General features: G+C 66.7%; 17 protein-coding genes and 1 tRNA gene. 1 reads left to right on the top strand and 17 read right to left on the bottom strand.

From position 1 onward, the window contains the following. Window positions 1–54: 54 nt before the first annotated feature. The 3 genes from HN018_RS07530 to HN018_RS07520 all read right to left on the bottom strand — a co-directional run bounded on the left by HN018_RS07530 (window position 55) and on the right by HN018_RS07520 (window position 2,978). Complete coding sequence (locus HN018_RS07530) at window positions 55–630, bottom strand: DUF2497 domain-containing protein (protein ID WP_171834905.1); 576 nt, start codon at window positions 628–630, stop codon at window positions 55–57. Window positions 631–633: 3 nt separating this feature from the next. Continuing rightward, on the bottom strand, window positions 634–2,076 hold the full coding sequence (locus HN018_RS07525) for a TolC family outer membrane protein (RefSeq protein WP_171835019.1): 1,443 nt from the start codon (window positions 2,074–2,076) through the stop codon (window positions 634–636). A gap of 173 nt (window positions 2,077–2,249) precedes the next feature. Then, window positions 2,250–2,978 (bottom strand): protein-L-isoaspartate O-methyltransferase family protein, encoded by a 729-nt coding sequence (locus tag HN018_RS07520; protein ID WP_171834904.1) that lies wholly within the window; start codon window positions 2,976–2,978, stop codon window positions 2,250–2,252. Between the two features lie 122 nt (window positions 2,979–3,100). Here HN018_RS07520 and HN018_RS07515 point away from each other — a divergent pair. Next, window positions 3,101–3,174, top strand: a tRNA-Cys gene (locus HN018_RS07515). Window positions 3,175–3,257: 83 nt separating this feature from the next. Here the strand turns inward: HN018_RS07515 and HN018_RS07510 are convergent. The 14 genes from HN018_RS07510 to HN018_RS07445 form a co-directional block, all read right to left on the bottom strand. Next, window positions 3,258–3,557 (bottom strand): hypothetical protein, encoded by a 300-nt coding sequence (locus tag HN018_RS07510; protein WP_171834903.1) that lies wholly within the window; start codon window positions 3,555–3,557, stop codon window positions 3,258–3,260. Window positions 3,558–3,603: 46 nt separating this feature from the next. Continuing rightward, window positions 3,604–3,831, bottom strand: coding sequence for a hypothetical protein (locus HN018_RS07505; protein WP_171834902.1), 228 nt, complete (start codon window positions 3,829–3,831; stop codon window positions 3,604–3,606). 20 nt (window positions 3,832–3,851) lie between these two features. Then, on the bottom strand, window positions 3,852–4,052 hold the full coding sequence (locus HN018_RS07500) for a hypothetical protein (RefSeq protein WP_171834901.1): 201 nt from the start codon (window positions 4,050–4,052) through the stop codon (window positions 3,852–3,854). Between the two features lie 273 nt (window positions 4,053–4,325). Then, entirely contained in the window at window positions 4,326–4,730 is a 405-nt protein-coding gene (gene hpxZ, locus HN018_RS07495; RefSeq protein ID WP_171834900.1) for an oxalurate catabolism protein HpxZ, read from the bottom strand. A 6-nt stretch (window positions 4,731–4,736) separates the two neighbouring features. After that, the gene (locus tag HN018_RS07490) at window positions 4,737–6,143 is read right to left on the bottom strand and encodes an AtzE family amidohydrolase (protein WP_171834899.1); all 1,407 of its coding nucleotides are present in this window, start codon (window positions 6,141–6,143) and stop codon (window positions 4,737–4,739) included. Beyond that, window positions 6,140–6,331 (bottom strand): DUF4089 domain-containing protein, encoded by a 192-nt coding sequence (locus HN018_RS07485; protein ID WP_171834898.1) that lies wholly within the window; start codon window positions 6,329–6,331, stop codon window positions 6,140–6,142. Before HN018_RS07485 ends, HN018_RS07490 begins: the two co-directional genes overlap by 4 nt. Before the next feature lie 440 nt (window positions 6,332–6,771). Beyond that, window positions 6,772–7,731, bottom strand: a complete 960-nt coding sequence (gene thiL, locus HN018_RS07480; RefSeq protein ID WP_171834897.1) for a thiamine-phosphate kinase — start codon at window positions 7,729–7,731, stop codon at window positions 6,772–6,774. Then, window positions 7,728–8,294 (bottom strand): transcription antitermination factor NusB, encoded by a 567-nt coding sequence (gene nusB / locus HN018_RS07475; RefSeq protein WP_171834896.1) that lies wholly within the window; start codon window positions 8,292–8,294, stop codon window positions 7,728–7,730. The genes thiL and nusB overlap by 4 nt, the downstream gene beginning before the upstream one ends. A gap of 55 nt (window positions 8,295–8,349) precedes the next feature. Then, the gene (gene nrdR / locus HN018_RS07470; RefSeq protein ID WP_171834895.1) at window positions 8,350–8,895 is read right to left on the bottom strand and encodes a transcriptional regulator NrdR; all 546 of its coding nucleotides are present in this window, start codon (window positions 8,893–8,895) and stop codon (window positions 8,350–8,352) included. Window positions 8,896–9,008: 113 nt separating this feature from the next. Next, window positions 9,009–9,971 (bottom strand): ABC transporter permease, encoded by a 963-nt coding sequence (locus HN018_RS07465; protein WP_171834894.1) that lies wholly within the window; start codon window positions 9,969–9,971, stop codon window positions 9,009–9,011. After that, window positions 9,968–11,542, bottom strand: a complete 1,575-nt coding sequence (locus HN018_RS07460) for a sugar ABC transporter ATP-binding protein (RefSeq protein WP_172443462.1) — start codon at window positions 11,540–11,542, stop codon at window positions 9,968–9,970. The genes HN018_RS07465 and HN018_RS07460 overlap by 4 nt, the downstream gene beginning before the upstream one ends. A 32-nt stretch (window positions 11,543–11,574) precedes the next feature. Beyond that, complete coding sequence (locus HN018_RS07455; protein WP_171834892.1) at window positions 11,575–12,738, bottom strand: substrate-binding domain-containing protein; 1,164 nt, start codon at window positions 12,736–12,738, stop codon at window positions 11,575–11,577. Between the two features lie 141 nt (window positions 12,739–12,879). Next, the gene (locus HN018_RS07450; RefSeq protein ID WP_171834891.1) at window positions 12,880–13,965 is read right to left on the bottom strand and encodes a Rieske (2Fe-2S) protein; all 1,086 of its coding nucleotides are present in this window, start codon (window positions 13,963–13,965) and stop codon (window positions 12,880–12,882) included. Continuing rightward, on the bottom strand, window positions 13,962–14,732 hold the full coding sequence (locus tag HN018_RS07445; protein ID WP_171834890.1) for an MlaA family lipoprotein: 771 nt from the start codon (window positions 14,730–14,732) through the stop codon (window positions 13,962–13,964). Before HN018_RS07445 ends, HN018_RS07450 begins: the two co-directional genes overlap by 4 nt. Window positions 14,733–14,815: the final 83 nt, after the last annotated feature.

Genomic DNA, 14,815 nt, shown 5'->3' with positions numbered 1-14,815 from the left:
GTGAAGGCACCTCGGCGCATTTGGCGAACGCGCCTGCGGCATGGGCGGGCTCGGCTAGGTGGGACGTCGCACCAGTTGCTCGATCTCCTGACGGACGACACGTTCCACCAGCGCGGGCAGGTTGGCGTCGAGCCAGAGCTTCAGCTGGCCACGCAGCTCGTCACGCACCAGGTCCTCGAGCGTGGGTCCACCCGATCGCAGCAGGTTCGGGCCGGCCGGCGACTGCGGCTCGACCCTGACCGCCTCCTGCAAAGCAGCCAGCGACTGCACCGCCGCCGCACGTGTCTCGGGGGCCAGCAGGCGAGGGGCTTCCGGAGTCGCCGGAGCGTGGACCGGATCGTCGAACATCGCCGTCGCCAGGGCTGCGGCGCTCATGCCGGGCGGCACGGAAACAACGGTTTCGATCGGCATGGCAGCCTGTGCATCCCTATCCGGCTGCACCATCATCGATGGCAGCAGCACCAGCAGCTCATCCTCCCCGGCGGCCGGCACGGTAGCCGGAGGTCCGGATGCCGGCTGGCCGGCGGTCGGCCCGACATCGTCCTCGCGGATGATCCGCCGGATCGAGGCCAGGATCGTCTCCATCGAGCCGTCCGAATCGTCCGCGGGAAAGGTGGCTGCTTCAGCCAACCATCAGCGTCCGGGTTGCGACACGGCGTAGTCGTTCAGGCCCCACAGCCGATCCTTGACCGCGTTGTAGTACGCAGTCTCGTCATACAGCGGCACGTTCAGCCTGAGGTCGCGTGCGGTCAGGCGGCCGATCGCGGAGGCGACGCCATACGAGGTCAGCACCATGTTGCTGAGGCTCTGCACCAGCGCCACCTGCGCCGAGAGCAGCGTCTGCTGCTGCTGCAGCACTTCCAGCGTGGTGCTCGTGCCGACGATCGCCTGCCGCTCGACACCGTCGAGGGCGACGATGTTGGACTGGATCGCAGCGCGGTTGCTGTCGATCGACGCGCGGTAGGAGATCAGGTTCTGCCAGTTCGAGATCGCCAGCTGGGCAGCGCTCCGACGCTGGATATCGACCTGCCGCCGGCCCTGCTGCTGGGTCTGCTTGGCCTGCCGGACCGCCGAATACTCGGCACCACCCTGGTAGAGCGGCACCGTCAGGGTGATGAGCCCTTCCTCGACGTCCGTCTTCGACTGAACCGCGGCCTGGTCCTTGCTGTAGGTATACTGGCCCTGCAGGTTGAGCTTCGGCATCAGCACGGCCATCGCCACGTCCACCGCATCCTGCTGCGAGGACTGGGTGAAGAGGGCGTTGATGACGTTCGGGTTGTTGGAGACCGCCTCGGCGACCGCATGTTCCTGGTCCTTGACCGGCAACATCAGCGGCTGCGGCGGGATCAGGTTGGGCGGCGGCGCGTTGCCGACCTGCTGGGTGTAGGTCGCCTGCGCCGTCTGCAAGGTGCCTTCCGCCTGCTGCCGGGCCGCGCGGGCGCTGGCCAGGGCGGCTTCGGCTTGTGCGACGTCGGTCCGGGTGATCTCGCCGACGCGGAACCGGTCGTTGGTGGCGCGGAGCTGCTCCTCGAGCACCTTCTCGTTGTTGATCTGCAGCTGCAGAAGCTGCTGATCCTCGATCACGCCGACATAGGCGTTGACCACGTTGCCGAACACCTGCTCCTCGGTGGCGATCAGGTTGGCGCGCTCCGCCATGACCCTGTTGACTGCCTGGTGCGTCTGCCCGGTCGTCCGTCCACCCTGGTAGAGGGGCTGGTTGATCGAGACGCCGGTCGTGTAGCCCAGCGTGCCACTAAGTCTCTGCGTCGTCGTTCCCGCGCCAGTACCGTTGTTGCCGGCGAACGTGGTCGACGAGGTGCCGTTATAGACGGTGCCGCTCGTGGTCACCGAGACCGTCGGGCGCCATCCGGCAACCGCGGTCGGGACGTTTTCATCCACCGCCCGCAATGCGGCTCGCTCGGCCTGCAATGTCGGGTTGGTCAGATAGGCCGACGCCAGCGCTTCCTGCAGATCATGTGCGATGAAGGTCGGCGAACCGCTGCCATCGTATTTCTGAGCCAGTGCTGCCGTACTGCACAACAGGGCGGCCAAACCCGCGCCTACCCCTCGCCTGATCGACATAGCAACCATCTCCGTCAAATCTCCGGCATCTATCGGATTTCCGGTGCCCATCCTCTGCCACAGAACCTGACGACGCTTCTAGTGCTTGTGCCTTTACGCCGAGTTAAGAGCGCCGGCTCGTGCCTACCGGGTCACAGGCAGAACGGACCCCGACCTCGAGAAAGCGCTTAGAAGCTGAACGCCGGCGCCGGTGCCAGCTCCGGCAGCAACGGAGTCGCGGCGTCGAATTGCGGCCTCGCCTTGAGCGTCGCGACACCCACGACCGGCGACGCCTCGGCCAGGAATGCGGTGGCGACATGACCCTCGAGGGCGAGCACGCCGCACATGCGGCCACCCGGCGCCAACTGCGCCGCCAGGCCGTCCGGAATCGCGCGCACGGCGCCGTCGATCAGGATGAGATCGTAGGGGCCAAGCTCGGCATACCCGTCGGACAGTGGTCCGACCTGATACCGGACGGCCGGGGCCAACTCGGCGACCAGGGCGTGTCCCAGGACAGCTAGAGCCTGGTTCTGCTCCAGCGCGACGACATCGATGCCGAGCGCCTCGAGCAGGCACGCCGCGTAGCCGGTGCCGGCACCCACCACCAGGGCCCGCTCGCCGCGCCGCGGCACCAGCGACTGGACCATGCGCGCGATCACCCGCGGCTCGGTCAGCACGCGGCCGTCGCCGAGCGAGATGTTCTGGTCGGTATAGGCGACAGGTGCGCGGTCGGCGGGAACGAACCGCTCGCGTGGCAGGGTCCGCATGATCTTGAGGATCCGCGGATCGCTGACTTTCACCGGGCGGATCTGGGTATCGACCATCCGATGCCTGGCGAATTCCATGTCCGGCATGCCGTCGATGTCGGATGTCGGGGCCGCGCGACCGGGGGCGATCGGCAAGGTGGACTGGCTCATGATACTCCGTGCGCACGGCTTCTACCGGTCCGCAAACCATAGGGCCCGCCCTGCTCCGGCGCAAAGCCGTACGCCCGCTTGACCAACCGGTTCCGCCGCGGGATACAGCCACGGCATCCTCCGGTCCGGTGGCAGAGTGGTGATGTAGCGGACTGCAAATCCGCGTATGTGGGTTCGATTCCCGCCCGGACCTCCAAGACCTCGATCCCAAACCTTCGAAACTTGTGCGCCTCCGCCCCGAGGTCATGCCATGAGGCATGATCCCCGTAGCGGCAGGGTTTATTCCATGTCGTCGGTTTCGATCAGGAACACGGCGAACTCATCGGTCTCGTCCTCGGTGATGTCGCCTTCCTCGAGTGCTTCGGCGAGCCCGGCATTATAGAGGGCCGTCTCGTCCGGATTGGCTTCGCGGACATTGAGCGGGCTATCTCCGCTCCAGACCGGCTTTCCATCGCGCTGGAATTCCTGAAGCGCTTCAGTGACGTTGCCGGTGGACGCCTCTTCCTTGGCCAGCGAAAGATCGTCTTCCGGAAAGACGACGATCGGTTCGCCTTCGACTTCGATCACGAACAGGGGCATAGGCAGTCGACCTTCTTGAATGATGGGTTGATGGAGCCGGACGCGGTCACCAACGCCGGTTGTACCGGTTCTGGTTCCACAGGTAGATCCCGCCGATCACCAGCACGACCAGCAGCACGATCTCGGTCAGGCTGAGATGGCGCAGCAGGCGAAATATAGCCCCGTAGATCAGCCCGTGCACCACCGACGAGATGATCATGTGGGTCAGCCAGCCGCCGCCGCCGCCGAAATTGTGATGCCCGAACCCCGGCTGGTAGCCGTAGCCGTGATGCATCCAGGCGACCGGCTGGACGATCAGGACGCGCCCGGCTTGTCGGCCTTGTTCACCGACGGGGTGATCGTGCAGGGCTGACCGTCGGACACCGGCAACGATCCGACATGGCCCGGGTTGGCCGGGTCCGGGAAGCTGAGCATTGTGCTCTTGCCGGCGAGGTAGGTCACGTCGATCGAGCTGGCGCCGGCCAGGACCAGGCTGCCGTTACAGGAAACCGACAAGGTCGGTGCCGAGTTCGAATGCCCGCCACAAGCGGACAGCAGCAGAGGCACCCCGAGCAGGGGCAGATAAAGCTAAACAAGCCGAACCAGTCGCATCGCGAACCCCGAAGCCGTCAGAACTGCGGCATCAGTGCCAGACCGCGGCGTAGCGGCCAAGAGCGATGATGGCAGCATCGGAAGTTCGGGCAGCCGAGCGCTCGCGCTGGACACGGTCGGTGGGAATCGCCTGGCGGTGGGACGTAGCCGATCCGGAAGCGGACATCCCGGGCCTGACTAATCTGGGACCGACATGAAGGAGACATGCGCGGAGACGACCCGCCAGCCCTTCCCGGTGCGAACCCAGCTCTGGGTCTGCCGTCCGAGCCGGTCGGTGCCGATCGGCTGGAACTCGATGTCAGCGGTGGCGAAATCGGTGCCGTAGGTGGTGATCGATTGTCGCAGGATACGACGAGGCGGCGCGCCACCCGGGCGGTCCCGGCGATAGGCGGCGATCGCCTCGAACCCGTATAGCTGCTCGGTCGCCCCGAAGCGGCGGGTCAGCGGCGAGTGCCGGAACAGCTCGTCCAGCACGGCGAAATCGTTCGCCATCAACGCCGCCTCGTAGCGCGCCACATGCGAGGTCACCTCCGCCAGCGTCGCCGGATCGTCGATCGCGAGCTCGCCGGCCTTGCCGTTCATGCGTGATCAGTCATAGGCAAGCTCGCGTACCCGGGTGATGTCGTCCCGCTCCAGGATCGCCGCCACGCGCAGGCCGAGGCTTTCGGCCCAGGGCCGGGTGATCACCTGCACGCCGATCGGCAACCGGTCCTGCTCGTGCTGGATCGGCACGTTCACCACCGGCAGGCCGACGAAGCTGATCGGCTGGGTGTAGAGGCCCATGTTGGCACGGGCGGACACCGGCTTCCCGTCCAGCATGATCGTCGCATGTCCACGCCGGACCGCCGGGAACGGTGTCGCCGGGGCGAGCAGAAGGTCCGTCGTTTCGAACAAGCGTGCCACCTGCGCACGGAAATGGCTGCGCACCCGCTGCGCCTGGATCACCACCGAGGCCGGGATCATCGCCCCGGCGATCAGCCGGTCGCGCACCGCCGGATCATACGATCCCGCGTCGGTCGCCAGCCAGGGCAGGTGAAGCGCACCGCCCTCCGCGCCGGTCATGACGAACGCCGCCGAGCGTGCCGTCTCGGCATCCTCGAGCACAGCCGGTTCGACGATGGCGCCTGCCCGGGCCAGGGCTTGCGCGACGTGATCGACCGCCGCCAGCGCCTGATCCGAAGCGCCTCGCCGGAACCAGCCCTGCAGCACCCCGACACGAAAGCCCGGCGGCAAGCCCGTTCCGGCGCCGAGTCCGGCCAGCGCCGGGTCATGCCCTCGCCTGGCCATGACCGGATCGCGATCGTCGGCGCCCTGCATCAGCTCGTAGGCCAGGGCGAGATCCCGCACGCTCCGGGCGAACGGACCGACATGGTCCAGGCTGGCAACGAAGGGGAACGCACCGGCGCGCGACAACCGTCCGTAGGTCGGCTTCAGGCCGAACACCCCACACAGCGATGCCGGCACCCGGATCGACCCGTTGGTGTCGGACCCGAGGCTAAGCGCGACCAGCCCGGCTGCCACCGCAGCCGCCGATCCCCCCGAAGAACCGCCGGCAATGCAGTCCGGGTCGTGCGGATTGGCGGTGGTGCCGTAGTGACTGTTCTCGGTGGAGAAGCCGTAGGCGAACTCGTCCATGTTCAGCTGGCCGAGCAGGATCGCGCCCGCCTGCCGTAGCCGGGCCACGATGGTCGCATCCCGCTCCGCCGGAGGATGGCCGGCCAGCACCCGCGAGCCGGCGATCGTGGTGTGGCCCGCCACGTCGAACAGGTTCTTGACCGCGAACGGCACCCCGGCCAGCGGGCCCTGCACCTCGCCCCTGGCGCGCGCCGCATCGGACGCGGCGGCTTCGTCAAGGGAATCGGTCGACCGGACATGGGTGAAGCAGTTCAGCAGCGGGTCGTGCCGGCCAATCCGGTCGAGTGCCTGCCTCACCAGCTCGACCGCCGACCATCGACCGGTGCGCACACCATCGGCGAGAACCGTTGCGTCGATCACGCGACGAACACCGGTGCCGGCTCGATATCGTGCGGCAGCACCATCGCCATCACCCGGGCCGCGTGGCTTTCGAGCAGTTCGAGACTGGCGGCGATCCCGTCGAGATGCGCGGGATCCAGGGAAAGACCGAGGAAGCGCGCCGCCTGTGCGGCCAGGATGGCCTGGTCGGCCGGCTCGGAACTACTCACGCCGGGCCGCCGGGCACCAGCCGGTCCTCGTTGTCGATCATCATGGCCGACTGTCCCGCACGGATGAGGTCGGCGGATCGTATGTGCGGAGCTTGGTCATGCCGGTAGTTTCCAACCCATGCTCCGAACCCGGTTCGACCATTATCGCCGATCCGAGGTGAAGGCTACAATTGCGCAAGCCGCGATTCACGATGCTCTCGCCCGACCGCGCGTGGAACATTTCGTGCGCGGATCGACGCGCTCCAATTACCGCTGCACTGCCGAACGTGAGAGCTCCGACCAGCATTTGCCCGATGCAGCACGCCTCGGCGTCGAGCGCATGACCCGGCACCGCTGGCGACGGCAGGGTGGCGGGCAGCGCGGTCACATGCATCTGGCTCTGGCTCTCTTCTCGTCGATGGCACATCCCGGTCGAGCAGGTACCATGCCGCCAATTGGGTCTATCCGGGAAAATGGCTCCAGCCGGGACGCTCGAAGATGAGCGCAGTGCCGTCCGGGGCGATCACGTGGACCGCGTCCAGGCCGGCTTCGAACATGCCGATCCGGGTCACCCGGATACAAGCGGCCCCTGCCTCGGCGAGCAATGTCGCCTCTGCCCCTGGCGGCACCGCCAGCAGAAGTTCGTAATCGTCGCCGCCGCTCAGCCGGCGCTCGAGCCAGGCCGGACCGGCCTGACGCGCCGCCTCCGACGCCGGCACCAGGGCCGCCTCGATCCGGGCAGCCACGCCGCTCTCGCGACAGAGATGCCCGAGGTCCTGCACCAGCCCGTCGGACACGTCGATCGCCGCATGCGCCACGCCGGCCAGCTTCATCCCCATGCGCGGCTGCGGCAGCCGGTAGCGGTCGGCCAACTGCCCGGTGTCGTCATCGAGTTCCCCGGTCAGGCAGGCCAGGCCGAGGGTGCCGTCGCCGATGGTTCCGGTCACCCAGATACCGTCGCCGGCCTGCGCACCGTTGCGACGCAGCGCGGCGCCGGGTGCGACATGGCCGACGATCGTGAGAGAAAGGACCAGCGGCCCGGTGGTCGAGGTGGTGTCGCCGCCGAAGAGCGAGAGACCGTACTGGGCCTGGTCGATCGCCAGCCCGGCGCCGAAACCCTCGAACCAGTTGGGAGGCAGGTCGGGTGGCACCGACACGGTCATCAGGTAGCCGAGCGGTTCGGCGCCCATTGCCGCGAGATCGGACAGGTTCACCCGCAGCAGCTTGCGCGCCACGGTGTCCGGCGGATCCGCGGCAAGAAAATGAACGCCCGACACCATGGCGTCGGCGCACATCACCAGTTCGCGCCCGGCTGGGGGCAGAAAGACCGCCGCGTCGTCCGACAACGCCAGCCCGCCCGGCCCGGCCAGCGGCCTGAAATGCCGCGCGATGAAAGCGAACTCGGCAGCCGGCTCGGTCACGGACCTGTCTGTTCGGAGACGTCCGGTTCGGGTTCCTGTTCCGGGGCGGGTGCCGGCGCATCGACGTCGAAATCCTGCGGCCGGAGCCGGCGGCCCAGCGCGTTCAGCAACCCGTTCACCATGCGCGGCTCGTCGCCGGAGAAGAACCCGTGCGCCACGTCGAGATATTCGTTGATCACCACCCGGCCGGGCGGGCCGTCCGCCATCGTGAGCTCGCCACCGGCCGCGCGCAGCAGCGCCCGCAGCACCGGATCGAGCCGTGCCAGCGGCCATTCCTCGGGCAGCGCCTCGACCAGCATCAGGTCGAGCCGATCCTGCTCGGTCACCGCGGTGCGCACGATCCGGCCGAACAGCGCCACATCCGCATCGGGCACGCGACCTTCCTCGTAGCCGCCGGTACCCGGCAGCTCGCCGAGGCGGTGGCGCACGAACTGGTCGATCACGCTTTCCGCGCTCTCGCCGCCCTGCTCGCTCTGGAACAGCGCCTGCACGGCGCCGACCCGCGCGGCAGTGCGCGGCCTGCTGCGTGGCGCCTGCTTGCGGCGTGTCTGGCCCTCCGCCATCAGGTTATGTCCCTGCGGCGGTCCGATCGGCGTGTCATGGCGGTCATGACGCGCTTCATCGTCCCTTTGGCCGGTCAGGTCCAGCCTCGCCGAACTCGCGGCTGGCCGCTCCGAGCTCGCGAACGGCATCGGTGCCGGCCTCACGCAGGGCGACATTGGTCAGCGAGCCCAGGATGGTCTCGAAATCGCGGGCTTCGCGAAAGTCGCGATAGACGCTGGCAAAGCGCACATAGGCGACGGTATCCACCTCGCGCAGAGTGTCCATGACCAGCTCGCCGAGCTGCGCGCTCGGGATCTCGGTTTCGCCGGAGGCCTCGAGCTGACGCACCAGGCCGTTGACGATCCGCTCGATCCGCTCCTCATCGACCGGACGCTTGCGCATGGCGATGCGGATCGAGCGGGCCAGCTTCTCCCGCTCGAACGGCACCCGCCGCCCGTCCGACTTGGCGATCATCAGCTCCCTGAGCTGCACCCGCTCGATCGTCGTGAAGCGCTGGCCGCAGCCGGCGCAGAAGCGGCGGCGCCTGATTGCGGCGCCGTCCTCGTTCGGCCGGCTGTCTTTGACCTGCGTGTCCTCGTGGCCGCAGAACGGGCAACGCATGGGTGGATCCTGATCAAATTCGAGAAATCGGCGGTTCCGGAGAGGTGCACTCCCGCAGCCGCAGTGGCAAGTGCGGGGTTCCTGGGCGAAACGCTATGATCCCGGGATGCGAGTCAGCGGCGGTTGACCGAGACCGCTAGGATAATGATCGCGCCCTTGATGATCTCCTGGATGGTGGTGGAAAACCCCATGACCAGCAGGCCGAAGCCGATGATGCCGATGAAGATCGCGCCGACCACCGAACCCAGGATGGTGCCGTAGCCGCCGAACAGGCTGGTGCCGCCGATGATGACGGCGGCGATCACATCGAGTTCGAGCCCGACCCCCATGTTCGGATTGCCGGCACCGCTGCGTGCCGCCAGCATCATTCCCGCCAAGGCAGCGGACATGCTGCAGAGCATGAAGCCGATGATCTTGATCCGGCCCACATTGATGCCGGTGAACTGCGCCGCCACGGCATTGCCGCCGCAGGCGAAGATGCGGCGGCCGAACAGAGAGAAATGCAGCAGGAACCCGCCGACAAGAACGGTGATGACCGTCCACCAGATCGGCATCGGCAGGCCCGCGACCTGGCCGTTCCAGAACGTCGTGCCGAATGCGTCGTCGACGATCGGCACCGGCATGGTGTCGGTCAGCGTCATCGCCCCGCCGGAGAACACGCTCAGCATGCCGAGCGTGACCAGGAAGGACGGGATGCGCAGCCGGGTGACCAGCAATCCGTTGATCGCACCGATGACGGCGCCCATCAGCAGGACCAGCAAGGCCGCCGCCCAGGACGGCCAGTTCGCCTGCACCAGCATGGCCACGATCATGCCCGAGAAGCTGGCGACCGAACCGACCGACAGGTCGATCTCGCCCGATACGATTACGAAGGTCATGCCGACCGCGATCACCGACACGATCGCGGTAATGCGCAGGATAGCACCGGCGGTCGCCGCGGACGCGAAATTCGGCGCCATCACGATGAAGAACAGGGTGACGAAACCGAAGATCACGAAGGTGACGTGATCCGCCAGGAACCTGCCGATCGTCCGGCCTAGCGGCGGCCGGGTGCCGGGCAGTGCGATATCCGTCATGCGGGAACCCTTGTCTTCGCGGCCGTCACTTCGGTCTGAAGGAAGGCACGCAGTGTCGGTTCGTCGGCCTGGTCCGGTGCCGTGGCGACGATGGAGCCGCCGACCAGGATCAGGATCCTGTCGGCGGTGGTCACGAGTTCATCGAACTCGGACGAGACCAGCACCACGCCCACTCCCGTGGCCGCGGTGCTGCGGATCAGCGCGCGCATCTCCGCCTTGGCGTTGACGTCCACGCCGGAGGTCGGCTCGTCGAGCAGCAGGAGCCGCGGCGCACGCGCCAGCCACTTGCCGAACACGATCTTCTGCTGGTTGCCGCCGCTCAGAAGCTGCGCGTGCTGGCTTGGACCGGTCGCCACGATGTTGAGGGCCTGCCGGAAGCGCTCGAACAGGCGGTCCTGGCGCGCCGCCGGCACCATCGGCAGCAGGCGGCCGAGCCGCAGGCGATCCAGGCTCGGGAGCGCGATGTTGTCGGCCAGGCTGTGCTTCACCACGAGGCCCTCGAGCCGACGATCCTCCGGCACCAGCGCCATGCCGGCCTCGAGCGCCGCGTGGGTGCGTCCCGGTGCGATCACCCGGCCATCGAGCCGGATCTCGCCACGGCAGTCCGGCAGCAGTCCGAACAAGGCCTTCAGCAACGTCGAGCGTCCGCTGCCGACCAGCCCGGCGATGCCGACGACCTCCCCGGGCGCCACGACCAGCGAGACGTCGCGCAGCTTGCCTCGGGTGGCCAGGCTGCGGACTTCGAGAACCGGGCCGGCCGAGGTGGGACGCACGGCCGGCGTGACGGGGCTCGCCGGCAATGTCGCCGCGGACGATGCCTTGGACATCATGGACGCGATCTTTTCCACCGAGGTGTCGCCGGGCTTCAGCGGGCCGATCATGCGGCCGTCCTTGATGATGCTGAGCCGGTCTGCGATGGCGAATATCTCGGCCATGCGATGGCTGATGTAGATGATGCCGATGCCGCGGCGCTTCAGTCCGGCGATCAGCTCGAACAGCGCGGTTTCCTCCCGCATGGTAAGCGACGAGGTCGGCTCGTCCATGATCAGCACCCGCGCGCCACGCGACAGCGCTTTCAGGATCTCGACCATCTGTCGCTGTGCGAACGCCAGCGAGCGGATCTCCGCATCGGCCGACAATTCGAAGCCGAGCGACGCGATCAGGCGCTCCGTCTCCCGGCGCATCGCCCGCTGGTCGACCCAGAGCCTGGCCACCTGCGGCTCGTGGCCGAGAAACACGTTCTCGGCCACGGTGCCGTTCGGGATCAGGCTGAGTTCCTGGAAGATCATCGCGATCCCGCGCGACAGATGGTCGCTGACGGAGTGGCCGCCGATCGGTTCCCCCTGCAGCACCACCTCGCCGGCATCCGCCCGATGGATGCCCATCAGGATCTTCATCAGCGTCGACTTGCCAGCACCGTTCTCGCCGAGCAGCGCATGCACCTCGCCGGGGAACAGTTCGAAGTCGACATCGTAGAGAACGCGGTTCGCACCGAAGCTCTTGCTGATCTGCCTCAGGCTGACGAGAGGCGGGTCACCGGCCTCCCATGCGCCGCTCGCCGCCCCGGTCACAGGTCCCGACCCTTCGAGAAGCACGGGCCCCTTCAGAAGCACTGGCCCCTGCAGAGCTTGACCAGCGATGCCGGCGGCTCCTCCTTGGTGACGTCCTTGAGCGCGCTGAGCAGGTTCAGCTTGGTGACGGCCAGGGTCGGCACCTCGATATACGGCGGCACTTTCAGGCCGAGCAGCGCATAGCCGGCCGATTTCGCCTCGGCCACGCCCTGGTCGTACGGACGCTGCGAGCCGATCGCCGAGATCTCGTCGCGGGCGACGTAATAGGCGCTGTCGGTTGCAAGATCGTTGGTGGTGACGACGATTTTGCGCCCGAGGGTTTTGGCGGCTGCCACGACCTGCTCGGCGGGCGTATCCCAGGCGACGAAGATCCCCTTGAGGTTCGGATGCGCGGTCATCATCGCGGTGGCGACGCCGTAGGCTTTTTCCGGCGTGGCGAAGGTGCTGGTCTGGACCAGCTTGACGTCGGGCAGCGATTCAAGCGCCTTCAGCATGCCGACTTTCCGGGCGGCGACCGAATAATAGTAGTCGTAGACCAGGGTGATGAAACCGATCTCGCCCTTGTTGCCGATGCGGGCAGCCAGTTCGCGCGTCGCGAACATCGCGTTGCTCTGGTTGTCGGACGCGGTCACCGACACGTAATCCTTGCCCGGTGTCATATCGACGGCGACGTTATCCATGAAGACCAGCTTTATGCCGGCGGCAGCAGCCTTCTTGTAGGCAGCGGATTCTCCCAGCGGATCGAGCGGCACGGAGAAAATCACGTCGGGCTTGCGGGCGATGACCTCCTCGAGGTCGCTGATCTGCTTGCCGGGCTGGAACTTCGCATTGGTCGTTGCAACGACGGTGATCCCGAACGACGCCAGCGTCTGCGTGATGCCGCGCACCTGCAGCATCGGCCAGCCTGCATCCATGGTCTGCATGACGATGCCTGCCGTGTAGTGGCCGGCCTTGAGCTTGGCGATCTGCTCCGGTGTGAAGGTCAGCACGTCCGGTGAGGAGGCGGGCGCGCCTTGCGGATAGCCCGGCACCTTCTGGCCAAACGGCGACAACGGTGGCGGCTGCATGAGCGCCTTGGCGGCCGGTGGAATGTTGTCGGGCCAGGAATAGGCATCTGCCGCCGAGGCAGGCACCGCCATTGCCAGCATGCCCGCGCCGAACAGCGCAGCCAGGCCCACTCGACCGTTGATGTTCATGAAGCGTCCCCGCCGTTTTTCGTTTTTTGATTAATTCGAGCTTAGTGCCCGAGCCAATCTGGCGCCATGCTGGTCATTGGGCAAGCATGATCGGGGTCATGATGATCCCGGGGACGGATTGCCTTCGCTCTGAACCGGCGTTCAGACGCTCGGTCCCTGCGCCGCGACCGGATTGAGGAACGGGCGTCCCTGGCGGCTGCTGTCGATGAACTCCTGCCGGATCCGGTGAAACCACGGCGTCTCCGGGTTCCGCTCGACGAATGCGCGGTCCGAGACGCTGGTCGGGACAGTCGCCTGTTTCCCGGGTTTCGGCCTTGCCCGGAGATCGTGTTCGTGTCCGAGGAACGTCCGCAGCATGTGGCGCAGGATCGGCCTGGCCGGCGCCAGCCACGGAACCGTCCAGTAGAGACTGCAATGCAGGTCGGTGAACCCTCCCGCAGCCGGCGTCGCCGCCATCAGGATACAGGCGCTGCCGCGGCTGCCCGAGATGTGCTCGATCCGGATCCCCGGCAGTCTGACCTCGATATCGATGCTGATGTCCGGCCCGAACAACCGGTACGGCAGCGCGCGTGGTTTCAGGCCATGGCACCGCACCCGAAAACCCAGTGCGGTTGCCTCGAACTCCTTTCGCTTCGGTGCGAATAGTCCGGTCCGGTCCTGGGTCCACCAACTGGACGCACGCGCGAAGGTCGGATGCACGGCATCGACAACACGGGACACCGGCCCGAAATCGTGCGGCAGACGAAGCACCACGCTGACCTGCGGATGCTCGGTCGCCGAAATCGGCAACCCCGGAAAGAAGGGAGCGGTGCGGCTCGCCTGTCTTGCAGCTTGCGACAGGATCCATAACTGGCCGTAGCGTTCGACGACCGGAATTGCGTCCAGCCGGAAATATGCTGCACTCGTCGAGAGTTCGTCGGCACCGGACGGACCATGCATGCAGGCTCCATCCAACGCGTCGAAACGCCATCCCTGCAGGCAGCAGCTCAGTCGGTCGTTCTCGAACGTCGCGTATCGCAGCGGAACTCCGCAACCGGGACAGGCATCGCGATAGGCGAACAGCTCGCCGCTGTTGAGGCGTCCGAGCAGGACGGGCCGGTCCGGCATGTCGACCGGCACGATCTGCCCCGGTTTGATGGCGGCGGCCGCGCAGGCCAGGTACCAGAGGTCCGGCAGGATCTCGCGGTCTTCCCAGTCGAAATCCGGTATGCGGAGACACGCGTTCATGAATGCACCGGCGGGCTGTCCACGACCGCGACGTCCGCCTTGACCGGACGCACCCTGCCCTCGCGCCCCTCCTGGATGAACGCCGCGCGGTGCTGATCCAGCATCGAACGGTACGTCGCATAGCGATCGAGGGAGGTCTTATCCACGTTGTCCGTGACCGGGAGCAGGTCGGCACGACCATCGACCACGGCCAGGCCCTTGTCCGTGCCGCTTATGATGGCGACGACCGGGCCGGTGACCAGGGTGAATGGGTTTGCGATGATGCCGATCCCGTCTCCTGCAACATCCCGCAGGTTGCTGAATCCCAGCAGCGGCAACTGAACGTCCGGGCCGGTGCCCACTCCCCAGACACCAAGCGTCTGGCCGAAATCGGCATTATGTTTCGGCAGCCCCCATCCCTGTGCGACATCGAACAGGCCGAGGCCACCGATCGTGGTATTTATCGTGAAGCGCTGGAGGGTATTCCAGCTCCTGCTCATATTTCCCTGCAACACGTCATTGATGAAGACCTTAGGTTCCTCGAGATTGGAGACGAAATGATGCACACCGTGCCGCGCACCGTTCGGGATGTCGGACACATAGAAGCGCGCGACCGGCTTAACGACATGACGATCGACAAACATGTTGCCGCCGAACACCGTGCGGTTCGTCGGAGCGGCCGGGTCGTTGGCGGCAAGATCCGCGCTGTCGTGAGCGCAGGCGGACAGCATGAGCGGAGGCAGGAGAAACGGCACGACACGGATCGCGGCGGACAGGAGCTGTCGCATGGCAGTTCTGTTTCCTATAGGGCCTGAGACAGGCCTGGATGTGACCGCGGCGACACTATGCTTGGTTCATGTATGCTTGATGT

The sequence above is a fragment of the Lichenicola cladoniae genome (assembly GCF_013201075.1).
GTDB lineage: Bacteria > Pseudomonadota > Alphaproteobacteria > Acetobacterales > Acetobacteraceae > Lichenicola > Lichenicola cladoniae.
The sequence above is the reverse complement of the archived record's forward strand: the minus strand, read 5'-3'. Positions and strand labels throughout refer to the sequence as shown.